This window comes from Janibacter limosus NBRC 16128, assembly GCF_001570985.1.
Lineage (GTDB): Bacteria > Actinomycetota > Actinomycetes > Actinomycetales > Dermatophilaceae > Janibacter > Janibacter limosus.
In genome coordinates this window covers 1-18361 of record NZ_BCSS01000015.1, presented here as the reverse complement: position 1 = coordinate 18361, position 18361 = coordinate 1, and the positions used below count along the sequence as shown (strand labels likewise).

The 18361-nt window shown below is 70.9% G+C and carries 15 protein-coding genes; 12 read left to right on the top strand and 3 right to left on the bottom strand.

The window, feature by feature from the left end:
• Positions 1-6: 6 nt before the first annotated feature.
• Positions 7-2055 (bottom strand): alpha-1,4-glucan--maltose-1-phosphate maltosyltransferase, encoded by a 2049-nt coding sequence (locus tag JLI01S_RS07420; protein WP_157074860.1) that lies wholly within the window; start codon positions 2053-2055, stop codon positions 7-9.
• Positions 2056-2128: 73 nt separating this feature from the next.
• Here JLI01S_RS07420 and glgP point away from each other — a divergent pair, with 73 nt between their 5' ends.
• Positions 2129-4699, top strand: coding sequence for an alpha-glucan family phosphorylase (gene glgP / locus JLI01S_RS07415; protein ID WP_068262586.1), 2571 nt, complete (start codon positions 2129-2131; stop codon positions 4697-4699).
• A 360-nt stretch (positions 4700-5059) separates the two neighbouring features.
• Here the strand turns inward: glgP and glgX are convergent, their stop codons facing one another.
• On the bottom strand, positions 5060-7162 hold the full coding sequence (gene glgX, locus JLI01S_RS07410) for a glycogen debranching protein GlgX (RefSeq protein ID WP_068262434.1): 2103 nt from the start codon (positions 7160-7162) through the stop codon (positions 5060-5062).
• 34 nt (positions 7163-7196) lie between these two features.
• Between glgX and JLI01S_RS07405 the strand changes: the two genes are divergently transcribed.
• The 8 genes from JLI01S_RS07405 (at position 7197) to JLI01S_RS17455 (ending at position 13474) form a co-directional block, all read left to right on the top strand.
• Positions 7197-7700, top strand: a complete 504-nt coding sequence (locus tag JLI01S_RS07405; protein ID WP_084349272.1) for a T3SS (YopN, CesT) and YbjN peptide-binding chaperone 1 — start codon at positions 7197-7199, stop codon at positions 7698-7700.
• A complete protein-coding gene (locus JLI01S_RS07400) occupies positions 7697-8476 on the top strand; it encodes an enoyl-CoA hydratase/isomerase family protein (RefSeq protein ID WP_068262423.1) in 780 nt (259 codons plus the stop codon). Before JLI01S_RS07405 ends, JLI01S_RS07400 begins: the two co-directional genes overlap by 4 nt.
• Positions 8476-9438, top strand: coding sequence for a class I SAM-dependent methyltransferase (locus tag JLI01S_RS07395; protein WP_068262420.1), 963 nt, complete (start codon positions 8476-8478; stop codon positions 9436-9438). Before JLI01S_RS07400 ends, JLI01S_RS07395 begins: the two co-directional genes overlap by 1 nt.
• A gap of 13 nt (positions 9439-9451) precedes the next feature.
• Complete coding sequence (locus tag JLI01S_RS07390) at positions 9452-10093, top strand: acyltransferase (protein WP_245634552.1); 642 nt, start codon at positions 9452-9454, stop codon at positions 10091-10093.
• Between the two features lies 1 nt (position 10094).
• Positions 10095-10427, top strand: a complete 333-nt coding sequence (locus JLI01S_RS07385; protein ID WP_245634551.1) for a YqfO family protein — start codon at positions 10095-10097, stop codon at positions 10425-10427.
• Between the two features lie 188 nt (positions 10428-10615).
• Complete coding sequence (locus tag JLI01S_RS07380) at positions 10616-11395, top strand: electron transfer flavoprotein subunit beta/FixA family protein (protein WP_068262414.1); 780 nt, start codon at positions 10616-10618, stop codon at positions 11393-11395.
• A 31-nt stretch (positions 11396-11426) separates the two neighbouring features.
• Complete coding sequence (locus JLI01S_RS07375; RefSeq protein WP_068262411.1) at positions 11427-12368, top strand: electron transfer flavoprotein subunit alpha/FixB family protein; 942 nt, start codon at positions 11427-11429, stop codon at positions 12366-12368.
• A 206-nt stretch (positions 12369-12574) separates the two neighbouring features.
• The gene (locus JLI01S_RS17455) at positions 12575-13474 is read left to right on the top strand and encodes a VldE C-terminal domain-containing protein (protein ID WP_068262409.1); all 900 of its coding nucleotides are present in this window, start codon (positions 12575-12577) and stop codon (positions 13472-13474) included.
• 51 nt (positions 13475-13525) lie between these two features.
• Here the strand turns inward: JLI01S_RS17455 and JLI01S_RS07365 are convergent, their stop codons facing one another.
• Positions 13526-15007, bottom strand: coding sequence for an MFS transporter (locus JLI01S_RS07365; protein ID WP_068262406.1), 1482 nt, complete (start codon positions 15005-15007; stop codon positions 13526-13528).
• Between the two features lie 98 nt (positions 15008-15105).
• Between JLI01S_RS07365 and JLI01S_RS07360 the strand changes: the two genes are divergently transcribed.
• From JLI01S_RS07360 to JLI01S_RS07350, 3 genes are all read left to right on the top strand, one after another.
• Entirely contained in the window at positions 15106-16290 is a 1185-nt protein-coding gene (locus JLI01S_RS07360; protein ID WP_068262583.1) for a cysteine desulfurase family protein, read from the top strand.
• Positions 16290-17462 carry a tRNA 2-thiouridine(34) synthase MnmA gene (gene mnmA / locus JLI01S_RS07355; RefSeq protein WP_068262403.1) on the top strand — a complete coding sequence of 391 codons (1173 nt, stop codon included), beginning with the start codon at positions 16290-16292 and terminating at the stop codon, positions 17460-17462. The genes JLI01S_RS07360 and mnmA overlap by 1 nt, the downstream gene beginning before the upstream one ends.
• Positions 17459-18361, top strand: a 903-nt coding sequence (locus JLI01S_RS07350) for a uroporphyrinogen decarboxylase/cobalamine-independent methonine synthase family protein (protein ID WP_068262400.1), incomplete at its 3' end; no start/stop codon positions are given. The genes mnmA and JLI01S_RS07350, both read left to right, overlap by 4 nt.

Below are 18361 nucleotides of genomic sequence, written 5' to 3'. Positions count from 1 at the left end.
CAGCCATCAGCGGTGCCGCACGGAGACGATGTGCACGGGCTCGGTCTCGACACCGACACGCACATAGGTGGCCTCGCCCCAGACCCACTGGGCGCCGGTGACGAGGTCCTCGACGTGGAGCTGGTCGCCCCAGTCGAAGCCGAGCGACTCCATGTCCAGCCGCAGCGTCGACTCGCGCGTCGAGTGCGGGTCGACATTGGCGACGACGATGACCGTGTCGGTCGTGCCGTCGGCGAGGGCGCGCGACTTGGAGTAGGCGAGCAGGTTCTCGTCGTCGACGTGGTGGAAGGTCAGGTTGCGCAGGAGCTGCAGGCTGGGGTGCTCGCGCCGCACCCGGTTGAGCATCGTCAGCCAGTCGATGAGCGACCCGCCTGCCTCGGCGACCTCGTCCCAGCGACGGTCCTTGAGCTCGTACTTCTCGTTGTCGATCTGCTCCTCGGCGCCGGGGCGGGCGACGTGCTCCATCAGCTCGTAGCCGGCGTACACGCCCCAGGTCGGCACCATCGTCGCGGCGATCGCAGCGCGCACCTTCCACGCTGCGGGGCCGCCGAACTGCATGTAGGGCGTGAGGATGTCGTGGGTCGTCGGCCAGAAGCTGGGCCGCATGTAGGCCGCCGCCTCGCCGCTGATCTCGGTGCCGTACTCGACGAGCTCGGGCACGGTGTTGCGCCAGGCGTAGTACGTGTAGCTCTGCTGGAAGCCGACCTTGGCCAGCGCGTGCATCATGGCGGGCCGGGTGAAGGCCTCGGCGAGCCAGATGACATCGGGATGCGTCGCCGCGACATCACTGATCAGCCACTGCCAGAACTCGACCGGCTTGGTGTGGGGGTTGTCCACGCGGAAGATCTTCACCCCGTGGTCGATCCACACCTGCACGACGCGACGCACCTCGGCGTAGATGCCGGCCGGGTCGTTGTCGAAGTTGACCGGGTAGATGTCCTGGTACTTCTTCGGCGGGTTCTCCGCGTAGGCGATGCTCCCGTCGGCGCGCGTGGTGAACCACTCCGGGTGCTCGATGACCCACGGGTGGTCGGGGGAGCACTGCAGGGCCAGGTCGAGCGCGACCTCGAGACCCAGTCGCGTGGCGTCCGCGACGAAGGCGTCGAAGTCCTCGAAGGTCCCGAGGTCCGGGTGGATCGCGTCGTGACCGCCGTCGGGGGAGCCGATGGCGTAGGGGGATCCGGGGTCGTCCGGGCCGGCCTCCAGCGTGTTGTTGGGCCCCTTGCGCGCCGTCGTGCCGATGGGGTGGATCGGCGTCAGGTAGACGACGTCGAAGCCCATCCCGGCGATGGCCGGCAGTCGCTGGGCAGCCGTGCGCAGCGTGCCGGTGACCCAGCGCCCGGTGACCGGGTCGATGTGGGCGCCCTCGCTGCGGGGGAAGATCTCGTACCAGGAGCCGAAGAGGGCCAGCTCCCGCTCGACGAGCAGGGGCAGGTCCGCGCTCGGGCTGACCAGCTCACGGTGGGGAGTGGTCGCCAGCTCGACGGCGGCGGTGCCGGTCGTCACGAGGTGCAGGGCCGCGGTGGCCTGGTGGCCCTGCTCGTCGCGCAGCACGGCGGCGGCGGAGCGAAGGGCGGAGCGCCCCCCTTCGTCCCGGTCGGGGTCGGTGGCTGCCCGGTCGAGCACGATCGCCCCCTCGGCGCGCATGAGGGAGGCGTCGATGTCGGCGGGGATCTTGATCGACGCGTCGTGCACCCAGGTGGCCCACGGGTCGGACCAGCCCTCCACACGGTAGGTCCACAGCCCTTCGCGGTCGGCGACGACCTCGGCCGCCCAGGTGCTCAGGCCGGAGTTGGTGCAGGTCATCGGCAGGTGGCGCTCGACGCCGTCCGGATCGGTGAGCACGATCGTGGCGTTGACCGCGTCGTGGCCCTCTCGGAAGACCTCGGCGGTCACGGTGAAGGGCTCGTCGACGACGGACCTGGCCGGCCGCGCGCCGTGGTCGACGCATGGCTGCACGTCCAGGACCGGGATGCGGCCGAGGGGTTGCTGCGGCGGTGCCGAGACGGGAACCGCGCTCAGGGGGGAGGGGGCAACGGTGAAATCGGTGCTCACCACCGCAACGTTACCCGCGGCGACACCCGTGAGGACTTGGCGCGCCCCCTCCGGATCCCCCAAGATGGGCGGGGTGAAGGCCATTCGACGTTTCAGCGTCCGCACTGCCCTGCCCGAGCCGATCGCCGCACTCGGGGACCTCGCGATGAACCTGCGGTGGAGCTGGCACTCGCCCACGCGGGAGCTCTTCGCGGGGCTCGACCCGCAGCGCTGGGAGGAGGCCGACCACGACCCGGTGCGCCTGCTCGCTGCATTCTCCGGCAGCGAGCTGGAGGAGCTGGCCGCGGACGAGGACCTCGTCGCCCGCGTCCGCGCGGCCAAGGCCGGCCTCGACGAGTACCTGACCTCCCGCCGGTGGTACCAGGACGCAGGGGAGAGCCTCCCGTCGTCGATCGCCTACTTCAGCCCCGAGTACGGGATCACCGAGGTGCTCCCGCAGTACTCCGGAGGCCTCGGGATCCTCGCCGGCGACCACCTCAAGGCGGCGTCCGACCTCGGCGTCCCGATCGTGGGCGTGGGCCTCTTCTACACGACCGGCTACTTCAAGCAGAGCCTCGACGCCGATGGCTGGCAGCAGGAGAACTACCCGGTCCTCGACCCGCAGGGACTGCCGCTCACCCTGCTGCGCGAGGACGACGAGACCCCGTGCGTCATCACCGTCGGTATGCCCGGCGGTGCCGAGCTGCGAGCGCACGTCTGGCGGGCTCAGGTCGGCCGCGTGCCGCTGCTGCTCCTCGACTCCGATGTCCCGGGCAATGACGACGCCATGCGCGCGGTCACCGAGCGCCTCTACGGCGGCGCCGGCGAGCAACGGCTCCAGCAGGAGATGCTGCTCGGCATCGGCGGCGTGCGCGCACTGCGTCTCTGGTCGCGCCTCACCGGAGCCCCCGAGCCGGAGGTCTTCCACACCAACGAGGGGCATGCCGGGTTCCTCGGCATCGAGCGGATCAGCGAGTTCACCCAATCCGCGGGGATGAGCTTCGAGGAGGCGATGGAGGCCGCCCGCGCCGGCACCGTCTTCACCACGCACACGCCCGTGCCCGCAGGCATCGACCGCTTCGACGTGGCCCTGCTCGAGCGCTACTTCGGTGGCGCGCAGGAGCTGCCCGGGGTCCCTCTGGACAAGTTGCGCGCGCTCGGTGCCGAGACCTACGAGGGCGGCTCCGAGGGCATCTTCAACATGGCGGTCATGGGGCTGCGGCTGGCCGAGCGGGCCAATGGCGTCTCCCGGCTGCACGGGGTCGTCTCCCGGGGGATGTTCGACGGCCTGTGGCCCGGCTTCGACGACTCCGAGGTGCCGATCACCTCGATCACCAACGGCGTCCACGCCCCGACCTGGGTCGACGACTCGGTCTACGACATCGCCGCCCAGTACCTCGGCGGCCGTGACGTCGAGGCCTCCGACCGGTGGAGCGAGATCCCGGACGTGCCGGGGGAGTCGATCTGGTCGGCCAAGGCGCAGATGCGCTCGCGGCTCGTCGAGGACGTGCGCGCCCGGCTGCGCTCCAGCTGGGGCAAGCGCGGGGCGAGCGACGCCGAGCTCGGCTGGACCGACTCGGTCCTCGACCCCGAGGTGCTGACGATCGGCTTCGCCCGCCGCGTGCCGACCTACAAGCGACTGACCCTGATGCTGCGCGACCCCGAGCGGCTCAAGGCACTGCTGCTCCACCCCGAGCGTCCGATCCAGCTGGTCATCGCCGGCAAGTCGCACCCGGCGGACGAGACCGGCAAGCAGCTCATCCAGCAGATGGTCCGCTTCGCCGACCAGCAGGACGTGCGCCACCGCATCGTCTTCCTGCCCAACTACGACATCGCGATGGCCCGCACGCTCTACCCCGGCTGCGATGTCTGGCTCAACAACCCGCTGCGTCCCTTCGAGGCGTGCGGGACCTCCGGCATGAAGGCAGCCCTCAACGGCGGCCTCAACCTGTCGATCCTCGACGGCTGGTGGGACGAGTGGTTCGACGGTGACAACGGGTGGGCGATCCCGACCGCTGACGGCGTCGAGGACGAGTCCCGCCGCGACGACATCGAGGCCGCGGCCCTCTACGACCTCATCGAGACCCAGGTCGCCCCGCGCTTCTACGACGTCGACGAGGCCGGCCTGCCGCAGCACTGGCTCTCGATGCTGCGCCACACCCTCACGACCCTCGGGCCCAAGGTCCTGGCCACCCGCATGGTGCGCGACTACACCGAGCGTCTCTACGCCCCCGCGGCCGCCCACAACGCCCGGGTCAACGCCGACGACCACGCCGGCGCCAAGGAGCTCGCGGACTACAAGGCCCGCGCTCGCGCCGGCTGGCCGTCCGTGCACGTCGACCATGTCGAAGGCTCCGGCGTCTCCGACAGCCCGATCGTCGGGGAGTCGCTCAGCGTCGACGCCTATGTCGCCCTCGACGGCCTCGCCCCGGACGAGGTCGACGTCCAGGTCGTCGCCGGTCGCGTCGCGCTGGGCACCGATGACCTCGTCGAGTGGGACGCGACCTCGCTGTCCTTCGTCGAGGGCTACGAGGACGGCAAGGCAAGGTTCGGCGGGCAGGTCCCCATCGAGCGCACCGGCCAGTTCGGCTGGACCGTGCGGGTGCTGCCCAAGCACGAGCTGATGGCCTTCCCGGCCAGTCTGGGGCTGGTCGCGAACGCCTGACCGGGACGACGAGGACTGTCCGCTCGGTCGGGTTGATCTGGACGGCGCAGGGACGTGGCGCTGGGGAAAAGTCCGGACTGCTCTCCCTGCACCGTGCGGGTTCTTGTCAGTCCGGACTTTTCCTTGAGTCGCGCCACGCCCCTCCGCCGTCCGGCGCTTTGCCTCCCGCGTCCGCCCCGCTCCCGATTGTTACTTGCGGGTACGACGTGCACCTGTGGCGAGCTGAGCGGGTGGGGTCCCGGATATTCGCGGGTTGGTCATCTCTAGTTGTGGGTGGTGCACGTCGTACCCGCAGGTAACAAGAACCGCCGCCCAGCATCGGCGGCCCGGGCCGCCGATGTCGGGCGCTCTGGGCGCGGCTCAGCTCGTGTAGAGCCGCACGCTGAGGGGGGTGAGGGTCTCGACGCCACGCTCGCCGGGGGCTGATCCCGGCCCAGCCGGCCGCTCCCACGCACTGTCCCACCGCAGGCGCAGCGGCCCGACGTCGGGGAGCGTCACGTCGACGGGGCCGAGGCCGCCGTGCAGGACGAGCAGGGCCGAGGGTTCTCCGGCCAGGTGCAGCTGGAGGGTGCGGCGATCGTCCTGCTCCCAGGTCTCGTCGCGCATGGGCGCACCGGTCTCGTCGTACCAGCCGATCACCGACTCGTCGTGGTCGCGCAGCACCGGGATCTCACGGCGCAGGGCGGTCAGGTGCGCGACCGTCGCCCGCAGGTCCTCCTGCGCCGGGTCGAGCTCCCAGTCCAGCCAGGTCATCTCGTTGTCCTGGCAGTAGGGGTTGTTGTTGCCGCCCGTCGTCCGCCCGATCTCGTCGCCCGAGGCGATCATCGGGATCCCCGACGACAGCAGGAGGGTGCCGAGCAGGTTGCGGACCGAGCGCCGCCGAGCGAGCTGGATGACCGCGTCGTCCGTCGCGCCCTCTGCGCCGTGGTTCCACGAGCGGTTGTGGTCATTGCCGTCGCGGTTGTCCTCGCCGTTGGCCTCGTTGTGCTTGGTGTCGTAGGCGGCCAGGTCGGCCATGGTGAAGCCGTCGTGCGCGGTGACGAAGCCGACCGAGGACAGGGGGGTGCGCTCGCCGAAGAGGTCCCGGCTGCCGACGAGCCGGGTGGCGATCTCACGCACGCCGTCACCACTCACCTCACCGCGCGACAGCGCGCCGGCGTCGGCCAGCCAGAAGTCGCGCGCGGCATCGCGGAAGCGGTCATTCCACTCCGCCCACGCCCCGGGGAACTGGCCGGTCCGCCAGCCGTCCGGTCCCAGGTCCCACGGCTCGGCGACGTGCAGCACCTGTGACAGGACCGGGTCCTCGAGCACCGCCACGAGGAAGGGGTGGTCCGCGTCGTACCCGAGGTCCTCGCCACGGCCCAGCGCCACGGCCAGGTCGTAGCGGAAGCCGTCGACGTGGCACTCGTTCACCCAGTAGCGCAGCGAGTCCAGGACCATCTCGAGGACGACCGGGTCGGTGAGGTCGAGGGTGTTGCCGCAGCCGGTCACGTCGACGTCGTTGCCCTGCTCGTCCAGCCGGTACCAGGTCGGCGCGCCGAGTCCCCGCCACGAGACGGTGGCGCCGCCGATGCTCTGCTCGGCCGTGTGGTTGTAGACGACGTCGAGCAGCACCTCGATCCCGGCGGCGTGCAGGAGCTTGACCATGCCCTTGAACTCGCGCAGCACCTCGTGCGGGTCCTGGTTGCTCGCGTACGGCGCGTGCGGCGCGAAGAACCCGAGCGTGTTGTAGCCCCAGTGGTTGGTCAGGCCCCGGTGCGCGAGGTGTGGCTCATCGGCGAAGGCGTGCACCGGCAGCAGCTCCACCGTCGTCACACCGAGCGCCTTGAGGTGCTCGATCGTCGCCGGGTGGCACAGGCCCGCGTAGGTACCGCGCAGGTGCTCGGGCACCCCGGGCAGCCGCATCGTCATCTCGCGCACGTGCACCTCGTAGACGACCCGCTCGTCACGAGGGTGGGCCGGTCGCGCGTCCTCGCCCCAGTCAAAGGCGGTGTCCAGCACCACGCACCGCGGGACGAAGGGGGCGGAGTCCAGCTCGGAGCGAACGCTGGGGTCCCCTTCGCCGGACTCGTCGACCACGTGCCCGTAGACGGCCGGCTCGTAGGAGAGGTCGCCCTCGACGGAGCGGGCCCACGGGTCGAGCAGCAGTTTCGCGGGGTTGTACCGGTGGCCCGCAGCGGGTTCCCACGGGCCGTAGGCCCGCAGCCCGTAGCGCGTGCCCGGCTGGACGTCCGGGACGAAGCCGGCCCACCACCCGTCGTCGGCGGCAGGCAGCGCGACGCGGGTCTCGCACCCCTTCGAGGCTCCTCCGTCGCGCCTCAGGACATCGCCTTCGTCGTCGAAGGTGCATAGCCATACGGCGCTGGCCGCCGCGGCGTGGATCGCGACCTCGATGCCGCCGTCGACAGGGCGCACGCCCGGAGTCGGAAGGTGGGGGAGTGCCTGCGCGGAAGTGGTCGACATGGCTCACAGGGTAAGCAGTCGGTACGTTGAGGGCATGAGTGATCCGACCGCCCTCCCGAACTTTGGCCCCACTCCCACCAACGGTGGTGCCCAGCCCGAACAAGAAACCCCCCTGAGCGACCGCGTGCAGGAGGCCCTGCGCGAGCTGGGCCTCGAGCCCACCGTCGACGACGAGGGCGACGTGGCCTTCCTCTTCTCCGAGCAGCAGATGTTCGTCCGCTGCCAGGACGACGAGTCCAATGTCCTGCGCGTCTTCGGCCAGTGGGCCCTCGAGGACCCGGTGCCCACCGACCCGATGGAGCGCCTGCAGGTCAGCAATGACCTCAACGTCGCCTTCAACCTCGTCAAGGCCGCGGTCGCCGGCGACACCCTCCTCGTGACCAGCGAGCACATCCTCCCGCGGGGCGCCGACGTGCGCGGCCTGCTCGGCCTGGCCCTCCCGCTCGTCCTCCAGGGCGTGCAGCTGTGGCACCAGCGCGCCACCGGCCAGGACCCCGACGAGCAGGGCGCTCCCGACGCCGGCGAGCCGCAGGCATGAGCGAGATCGTCCGCCTGGAGGTCGCCGACGGCATCGGCACGATCGTCCTGGACCGCCCGAAGATGAACGCTCTCGACGCCGACATGCAGCGTCGCCTCGTCGACGTGGCCCAGGAGGCCACCGACCGCGATGACGTCAAGGCCGTCATCGTCTGGGGTGGCGAGCGGGTCTTCGCCGCCGGCGCCGACGTCAAGGAGATGGCGGAGATGTCGTACACCGACATGGCTGCCCACGTGCGCCTGCTGCAGCGTTTCTCCCGCGCGCTCGCCGCGATCCCCAAGCCGACCGTCGCCGCCATTACCGGCTTCGCGCTCGGTGGCGGGCTCGAGACGGCGCTGTGCTGCGACTTCCGTGTCGTCGCCGACAATGCCAAGCTCGGCCTGCCGGAGATCACCCTCGGGATCATCCCCGGCGCCGGTGGCACCCAGCGGCTGCCGCGCCTCGTCGGTCCGGCCAAGGCCAAGGAGATGATCTTCACCGGTCGCTTCGTCGGCGCCGCAGAGGCCCTCGAGATCGGGCTGGCCGACAAGGTCGTCCCGGCGGCCGAGGTGCTCGCGACGGCCCAGGCGCTCGTCGCCCCCTTCGTCACCGGTCCGACCCAGGCGCTGCGTGCGGCCAAGGAGGCCGTCGACAAGGGCCTGGAGACCGACCTGGGTACGGGTCTGGAGATCGAGGCGCAACTGTTCTCCGCGCTCTTCGCGACCCGGGACCAGAAGGCCGGGATGCGCAGCTTCGTCGACAACGGCCCCGGCAAGGCCACCTTCGAAGGCATCTGATGACGACGACCGGCGCCGCGAGCGCTGAGGAGGTCGAGCAGGCTTGGGCGGACAACAAGCTCGCCCAGGTGCTCTACCACGACTGGGAAGCCCAGACCTACGACGAGAAGTGGGCGATCAGCTTCGACGACCGGTGCACCAGCGTCGTGCGCGATCGCTTCCTGCACGTCCTGGAGTCCACGCGTCGCCCCTGTGAGTCGCTGCCCTACGGCAGGACCCTGGAGCTCGGCGCCGGCACCGGCTTCTTCTCCCTCAACCTCAAGCTCGCGGGCCTGGTCGACGAGGTCCACGTCAGCGACCTGTCCCCGGGCATGGTCGAGGCCGCCCAGCAGAATGCCCAGCGGCTGGGCTTCGAGATCGACGGCCGGGTCGCGGACGCCGAGGCGCTGCCCTACGAGGACGACAGCTTCGACCTCGTCGTCGGCCACGCGGTCATCCACCACATCCCCGATGTCGAGGGCGCGCTGCGCGAGGTCGTGCGGGTGCTCAAGCCGGGCGGCCGCTTCGTCATCGCCGGTGAGCCGACGAGGATCGGGCACTGGTACGCACGGCAGATCTCCCGCGCCACGTGGGAGACGGCCATCCGGGTCAGCAAGCTGCCCCCCTTCCGCACGAAGTGGGCGCGCGCGCAGGCCGAGCTCGACGAGTCCTCGCGCGCCGCGGCGCTCGAGGCCGTCGTCGACCTGCACACCTTCGACCCGGGGGAGCTCGCCGCGATCGCGCGTCACGCCGGCGCCGCCGACGTCGGAACGGCGACCGAGGAGCTGCTCTCCGCCTTCGCCGGCTGGCCGATCCGCACCTTCGAGTACGCGGTCGCCGAGGACGCGCTCGGCTTCGGCTGGGCGACCTTCGCCCACAGCTCGTGGAAGCGCCTGATGAAGGTCGACGCACTCCTCGGGCGGGTCGTGCCCCAGCGGTTCTTCTACAACGTCGGCGTCACGGGCACCAAGCCCCTTCGGTGAGGTGCTCGCGCTGATGGCCGCCTCTCGCTTCACGTGGTGGCACTGGGCCCGGTGGGTCATCGCCAACCGGGCCTGGAGCCACCACCACGTCCTGGGGTACCTGCGGATGGTCCGCGCCCGGGCCACCACCCCGGGGCTCGTCTTCGAGGGTCCGTGCTTCATCGGGCCGGGCGTGCAGTTCCAGGTCACCCCGGGCACCGGTCGACTCATCGTCGGCGCCTACACGCACATCGGCGGCGGCTCTGCCTTGCGTGCGCACGAGGGCACGCTGCGCATCGGCGCCAAGACCATCATCGGGATCCGCAACACCTTCAACACCTGGCTCGACATCGAGGTCGGTGAGGCCTGCCTCTTCGCCGACGACGTCTACGTGTGCGACTTCGACCATGTCACCGATGACCTCGAGGTGCCGATCAAGGACCAGGGGATCATCAAGTCGCCCGTGCGCCTCGGCGACGACGTGTGGGTCGCGACCAAGTGCGTCATCACCCGCGGCACCGACATCGGTGCCCACTCGGTCGTCGGTGCCGGCGCCGTCGTCCGGGGGAGCCATCCCCCCTTCGTCGTCATCGGTGGGGTTCCGGCCAGGGTGCTCAAGCACCGCCAACAGGTCGCCGTGACCGATGACGACCTCGACCTGCCTGCGGGGTGGTGACGTGAGCGAGCCGCTCGACGTCCTCGTCGCGCACATCCCGGCCACGCACACCGACGAGGTCCTCGCGGCGCTCTTCGCCGTCGGAGCCGGGGCGGTGGGGGAGTACCGCGAGTGCGCCTTCGTCCAGCGAGGCGAAGGGAGGTTTCGCCCCGTGGGAGCCGCCAACCCCACCATCGGGACCGTCGGTGAGCTCGAGCACGTCGTCGAGGACCGGGTGGAGGTCACCTTCCCCAGGTCGCGACGCGCGGTGGTGGTCAAGGCGCTTCGCGCGGCGCACCCCTACGAGGAGCCCTCCTTCCACGTCCTCGTCAACGCGGCTGACCACGCTCCCTGAGGAGCGTGCGCAGCACGCGTCTCGAAGGGTGTGTCCAAGGGCACCCCCGGCCGCCTTGGTGGTCCACCACCCCGGTGGATAGCGTGAGCGGACTGGGACCCTCCCCACAGTTCGTGCCCACAACGCGCGTCTGCTGAGAGGATCGCCCGGTACCCAGCCCCCTCACCCAGGAAGAGGACGATTCACCGATGAATATCGTCGTCTGCGTGAAGTACGTTCCGGACGCACAGTCCGACCGCGGATTCAACGAGGACAACACGACCGACCGCGAAGGCGTGGACGGTCTGCTGTCCGAGCTCGACGAGTACGCCGTCGAGCAGGCCCTCCAGATCGCCGAGGCCGGAGAGGGCGAGGTCACTGTGTTGACCATCGGTCCCGCCGACGCCGCCGAGGCCGTCAAGAAGTCGCTCCAGATGGGTGCCGACAAGGGCGTGCACATCTGCGACGACGCGATTGCCGGCTCTGACGCCCTCGCGACCTCGCTCGTCCTCGCCGAGGCCATCAAGAAGATCGGTACCCCGGACATCGTCCTCACGGGTATGGCATCCACCGACGGCACCATGGGTGTCGTTCCGGCGATGCTCGCCGAGCGTCTGGGCCTCCCGCAGGTCACCTACGCCTCGGAGCTGTCCGTCGATGGTGGCGTCGCCACGATCCGTCGTGACGGCGACACCGCGAGCGAGACCGTCGAGGCCTCCCTCCCGGCCTTGATCTCGGTCACCGACCAGATCAACGAGCCGCGTTACCCCTCCTTCAAGGGGATCATGGCCGCCAAGAAGAAGCCGGTCGAGGAGTGGACCCTCGCCGACCTCGGCGTCGACGCCGGCCAGGTCGGTCTCGCCAATGCGGCGACCGCCGTCGAGTCGACCACGAAGCGTCCCCCGCGCGAGCAGGGCACCATCGTCACCGATGAGGGTGACGGCGGCACCAAGCTCGCCGAGTTCCTGACCACCAACAAGTTCGTCTGAGTGACGACTCCGGACATCAAGGAGCAACAACATGGCTGAAGTCCTCGTCCTCATCGACCACGCAAACGGTGAGGTGAAGAAGCCCGCCGCGGAGATGCTGACCATCGCTCGCCGCCTCGGTGAGCCCTCCGCCGTCTTCATCGGCCCCGGTGCCGAGACCGCCAAGGACCTGCTCGCGCGCTACGGCGCCGACAAGATCTACGCCGTCTCCGACCCGGCCGCTCTCGAGAACCTCGTCGCCCCGCAGGCCGAGATCCTCGCGCAGCTGGTCCAGGAGAAGCAGCCCGCGGCAGTGCTCATCCCGAGCAACGCCGGCGGCAAGGAGATCGGTGCGCGTCTGGCCGTCAAGACGGAGTCGGGTCTGATCACCGACGCCGTCGACGTGCAGGCCGGTCCGGTCACCACGCAGTCCGTCTTCGCCGGTAGCTACACCGTCCAGGCGAAGGTCACCAAGGGCACCCCGCTCATCTGCGTCAAGCCCAACTCCGCTGCGCCGGAGCAGGCCAATGGCGCCGGTGCCTTCGAGGAGCTCACCGTCGAGATCTCCGACGGTGCGAAGTCCGCCAAGATCACGGCGTCCGAGCCGCGGAAGGCCTCTGGTCGTCCCGAGCTCACCGAGGCGGCCATCGTGGTCTCCGGCGGTCGTGGCACCGGTGGCGACTTCAGCCCGGTCGAGGCATTCGCGGACACGCTGGGGGCCGCTGTCGGCGCCTCGCGCGCCGCGGTGGACGCCGGCTGGTACCCGCACACCTCGCAGGTCGGGCAGACCGGTAAGCAGGTCTCCCCGCAGCTGTACGTCGCCGCGGGCATCTCCGGTGCGATCCAGCACCGCGCCGGTATGCAGACGTCCAAGACGATCGTCGCGATCAACAAGGACGAGGAGGCCCCGATCTTCGAACTCGTCGACTTCGGTGTCGTCGGTGACCTCTTCACCGTCCTGCCGCAGGCCACGGAGGCCGTCAAGGGCAAGTGACCTCGAGTCACTCCTGACGAAGGGGGGTCACGCACCATCTCGGTGCGTGACCCCCCTTCGCGCGTCCCCGCGCACAGCTCCGCCAGGGGAGCGTGGGCGAGGTCTCCACAGGTCGCCTTTACCAAAACGTGACTTTGGGGTGGGGTTCTCGCTATGGTGTGCGTGGCCGTGAGGCCGTCCGTGTTTTCAACGCTTTGAGGTCTCGCGTGAGTTCGTCCCGATATGTCAGCCGCCACGGCTCCCGCCGTCGCAGCCCGCTCGCCCGCCTGGGGGGCCTGCCCTCGTCGGTCGGTTCCCACGGAGCCCGCGCGGCGGTCAAGACCGTCGCCGGTGTCGGCATCGTCCTGGGCTCCGGTGCCTTCGTCATCGCCCCGAGCTCGGCCGCTGGCACCCCGGCCTCGACCGACCTCGCGTCGATCAGCGCCGACACCGACACCGCCTCGGTCACCGAGCTCCTCGGTGAGCGCGCGGCCGACCCCGCCGCATCGAGGTCGGCCAACCGCACCGCGACGGCCGTCACCGCCCCCACCGGGTCCACGGCCAAGGACGTGCACGACAGCGTCGGTGTCCTGGCTCTCGACCCGGTCGTGAAGCCGAAGCCCAAGCCCAAGCCGAAGCCGGTCGAGGAGCCGCAGGAGCAGACGGACCAGGAGCAGACGGGCGAGGACGCCGAGCAGGCGCAGGCTGGCGAGGACCAGGCCTCCACCGAGACCGCCCGCAGCCCCGAGCAGGCCGAGACCCCGTCGAGCGGGTCGGTCGACACGGGCGGCTACGCCTCGCAGGGGGCTGCCCTGGGCCTGGGCGCCAACGCGCAGGCGGTCTACTCGGCCGTGCGCACGCAGTTCCCCGACATGAGCAACATCGGTGGCTTCCGCGCCGGTGACCCGGGCGACCACGGCAGCGGCAACGCCGTCGACATCATGGTCACCGGTGCCCGCGGCGACCAGGTCTCCGCTTGGCTGCAGGCCCACGCCGGTGAGCTCAACATCAAGTACGTCATCTGGCAGCAGCAGATCTGGATGCCCGGCAGCGGCTGGAAGGGCATGTCCGACCGGGGCAGCCCGACGCAGAACCACTACGACCACGTGCACGTGTCGGTCAACTGACACCTGCCGCACCAGACCCCGTCGCGCACTCGCGCGGCGGGGCCTGCGTCGTCAGCGGCGACGCTCGCGCTGGTCCTTGATCGCCACGGCGAGCGCCACGAGGACGACCACGAGGATCACGCCGAAGCTCACGGCCATCGCGACCGCCCAGCTGCTCACGGCGAGGGTGGCAAAGGCGACCGAGGTGATGACCGCGATGCCGATCGAGGTGCCGATGCGCTGACCCGTCTGCATCACGGCGCCCGAGCTGCCGGCGTAGGCCAGCGGGACCTCCTCCAGGGCCAGCGCCTGGTTGGGGCTGATCACCGCCCCCTGGGCCGCGCCGACGAAGGCGAGGGTGAGCAGCAGCCACCACTCGCTCACGTGACCACCCTCCTGCAGGAGCACGACGCCGATGCTCGACGCGACGCCGATGAAGGCGAGGACGAGGCCGCCGATGATGATCGTGTGGCCGTACCGCGGCACATTGCGTCCGGCCCAGCCGGAGGCCAGCGCGGCGAGGATCGCTGACGGGACCCCGACGAGCCCGGCCTGCAGGGCGCTCTTGCCCGTGCCGTCCTGCAGGTACAGCGCCACGAGCACCCAGATGCTCGTCATCCCGAGGAAGTAGAGCAGCGCGATGATGCTGCCCTGGGTGAAGCTGCGGATCGAGAAGATCCCGAGGTCGACCATGGGGATGCCACCGGTGGCCCGGTGGTGACGCTCCCAGCGCACCCACGCCCACGCCAGGACGAGCCCGGCGGGCAGGGTGAGCCAGAAGAGCGGTGAGGAGCCCCCTTCGACGAAGGGCAGCATGGTCGCCAGCACCGCGAGGCCGAGGAGGAGAGAGCCCACGGGGTCGAGCGAGCGCCAGATCCCGGGAGCGGCGCGTCCGTCGGTCGCGCGTGGCCGACTCAGCAGCGGCCTGGGGAACCAGAGGAAGGCGAGCACGATGCACAGCACGCCCACCGGCACGTTGACGAGGAAGGTGAGCCGCCAGCCGATCTGCGTCCCGCCGAGCTCGATGAGCAGCCCACCGATGACGGGCCCGATCCCCACGGCGACGCCGACGACGCTGCCGAAGGCCCCGAAGGCTCGGGCGCGCTCGGCTCCCCGGAAGTACTGCTGGATCATCCCGACGCCCTGCGGGTTGAGCAGCCCGGACCCGACGCCCTGCACGAAGCGGGCGGCGTTGAGGGAGGTGGCGCCCGGAGCGAAGCCTGCGGCGACAGAGGCGAGGGTGAAGATCGTCGCACCGATGATGAAGAGGCCGCCGCGCCCGAGGAGGTCACCGGCGCGGCCACCGGCGACGAGGACGACACCGAAGGTCAGTGCGTACCCGGACAGGACCCACTGGACATCGGAGTCGCTGGCGTCGAGGCCGTGCTGGATCGAGGGGATGGCGACGTTGACGATGCTCACGCCGACGAGGGACATGAAGATCGCGACGAGCAGGACCGCGAGGATTCGCCAACGCTGGGCGCTCGCGATCGCGTCATCGGGACCTGCGACCGCGTCGCCCTGACCCGCCACCCGTGACCTCCCGAAGCTCATGCATGCATCCTGCAGACGAACGCCAGCGACGGCGCCGTCATTCCCACCACCGACGAAGGGGGGAATATCCACCGTCGTCGGTCCGTAGACTCCTGATGATGACCACCTACCTCGATCACGCGGCGACCACGCCCATGACCCCGGCTGCCCGGGAGGCGATGGTCGAGCAGCTCGGGATCACCGGCAACGCATCCAGCGTGCACGGCCCCGGCCGCGATGCGCGCCGGGTCGTCGAGGAGTCACGCGAGCGGATCGCCGCCGCGCTGGGAGCACGGCCGAGCGAGATCGTCTTCACCTCCGGCGGTACCGAGTCCGACAACCTCGCCATCACCGGCAGCCTGCGGGCCGCGCGGGCGACCGACCCCCTTCGCTCCCGCATCGTCGTCAGCGGCGTGGAGCACCACGCGGTCCTCGACGTCGTCGACCACGCGGTCGAGCACGAGGGCGCGCAGGCGACCTTCGTCCCACCGGGGGAGTGCGGCACCGTCCACCCCGACGCCGTGCGCACGGCGATCGAGGAGGACCCGGACAGCGTCGGCCTCATCTCGGTCATGTGGGCCAACAACGAGGTCGGGACCGTCCAGGACGTCGCGTCGATGGCGGCGATCGCGCACGAGCACGGGCTCGCCTTCCACACCGACGCCGTGCAGGCGGCCGGTCACCTGGCCGTGGACTTCGCCGCGAGCGGTGTCGACCTGATGAGCGTCAGCGCCCACAAGCTCGGCGGACCGATCGGCATCGGCGCGCTGGTGGCCAAGCGCGACGCCCGGCTCGTCGCCCTCAGCCACGGTGGTGGGCAGGAGCGTGGCATCCGTTCCGGCACCCTCGACGTGCCGGCCATCCGTGCCTTCGCCGTCGCTCTCGGGGAGGCCGTCGACCACCGCGAGGCCGAGGCCGCCCGCATCGGCGCGCTGCGCGACATGTTCCTCGCCGGCACCCAGACACTCGACCTCGGGATCCGCGTCACCGGCTGCTGGGAGGCCGGCGACATCACGACCCGGCTCCCGGGCAATGCCCACATCACCATCCCCGGGTGCGAGGGCGACTCCATGCTCTACCTCCTCGACGCCGCTGACGTGGCCGTCTCGACCGGCTCCGCCTGCCAGGCCGGGATCCCGCAGCCCTCCCACGTCGTGCTGGCCATGGGTCGGTCCGAGGAGGAGGCCAGGGGCTCCCTGCGGGTCTCCTTCGGTTGGACGTCCACCGAGGCCGACGTCGATGCCGTGCTCGCCGCCCTCCCCGAGGCCGTCACCCGGGCCCGGCGGGCCAGCGGGGCCGCCTGATGCGCGTCGTCGCAGCCATGAGCGGTGGGGTCGACTCCGCGGTCGCCGCCTCGCGGATGATCGAGGCCGGGCACGAGGTCGTCGGGGTGCACCTCGCCCTGGCCAAGAATGCCAAGACCCTGCGCGAGGGCGCCCGCGGCTGCTGCACCATCGAGGACGCCGGTGACGCCCGTCGGGTCGCCGACACGCTCGGCATCCCGTTCTACGTCTGGGACATGGCCACCCCCTTCGCCCGGGACGTCGTCGAGGACTTCGTCGCCGAGTACGAGGCGGGCCGCACCCCCAACCCCTGCTTGCGCTGCAACGAGAAGATCAAGTTCGCGGCGCTGCTCGACAAGGCGCTGGCGCTCGGCTTCGACGCCGTCGCGACCGGCCACTACGCGCAGATCGTCGACGGGCCCGATGGGCGTGAGCTGCACCGCGCGGTCGACATGGCCAAGGACCAGTCCTATGTCCTCGGCGTGCTCGACGAGGAGCAGCTCGCCCGTGCCTTCTTCCCCCTCGGTGACACGACCAAGCCGCAGATCCGCGAGGAGGCTGCCGAGCGCGGCTTCGCCGTGGCCAAGAAGCCCGACTCCCACGACATCTGCTTCATCTCCGACGGCGACACCCGAGGCTGGCTGACCCGACGCCTGGGCGAGCAGGAGGGCGAGATCGTCGACGAGGGATCCGGCGAGGTCGTCGGTGAGCACCGCGGTGCCTATGGGTTCACCGTCGGGCAACGTCGCGGTCTGGGTCTGGACCGCTCGGGCCTGGACGGCGAGCCCCGATATGTCACGAGGGTCGAGGCCGAGAGCAACCGCGTCTTCATCGGCACGGCCGACCTGCTCGGCGCCGACGAGATCGAGGCCGACCACGTCCGCTGGTGCGGTCCAGCAGCCTCCGGTCGCCACCGTCTGGGTGCGCAGATCCGTGCGCACGGCGAGGAGATCCCGGCCCTGGCCGAGGTCGGGGGCGAAGGGGAGGACACCCGCCTGGTCGTCCGCCTGGACAGCGCCGTGCGCGGCGCCGCTCCGGGCCAGTCGATCGTCCTCTACGACGGCACCCGCGTCGTCGGGTCCGGGACCATCGCGCGGGCCTACCGCGCCTCCGCCTCCCACTCCCCGGGTGGAGGTGTACGCGCCGGCGAATCACCAGCGCCTACACCTTCACCCGGCGGGAGGTCGGCGTGACCCGCGCGTCCGGGATCGGGTCGTGGCCCGGCACGCGATCGCGGGAGGCCGTCGTCGCCGTGCGCGACCTGCTGGGTGACGGCATCCCTCACCTGCCGGAGCTCCCCGCACGCGGTGTCGGTGCCGACATGGTCGGCCGCACGGCAGCGCTGCTCACTGAGCTGCACGTCGAGACCCAGCCCTACGGATGGCGCTTCGTCGATCGGCCGGGCAAGGACGAAGGGCGGGCCCGCGCCTTCCTGCGCGAGGACCTCGATGAGCTGGCCGAGGCCTACGACGGCTGGACCGGACCGCTCAAGCTGCAGGTCACCGGACCGTGGACCCTCGCCGCGAGCATCGAGCTCACCCGCGGCGAACGCGCGGTGTCCGACCCCGGCGCCCGCCGGGACATCGCCGCAGCCCTCGCCGACGGGCTCGCCCACCACCTGGGCGAGGTCCAGCGACTCGTCCCCGGTGCCCAGCTGACCGTCCAGATCGATGAGCCAGGCCTGCCGGCGGTCCTCGAAGGGCGTCTGCCCACGCAGTCCGGCTATGGACGACTGCGCCCGGTCGGGCGCAACGAGCTCCGTGACGGGCTGCGGACCGTGCTCGACGGCGCCGGTGAGGCACCGACCGTCGTGCACTGCTGTGCCGGTGATGTCCCCGTCGACCTGTTGCGCGAGAGCGGCGCCCACGCGATCTCGCTCGACACCTCACTGCTCGACGACCCGCGCTGGGAGCAGGTGGCGACGGCCGTGGAGGCCGGGACCGTCCTGTGGGCCGGGGCGGTCCCGACGTCGGGGGCCGCCGACTGGCGCTCCGCCCGTGATCGGGTCGTGGGCGCCTGGCAGCGGGTCGGCCTGCCGCTCGCCGCCCTCGAAGCCGTCGTCGTGACCCCCGCCTGCGGGCTGGCGGGTGCG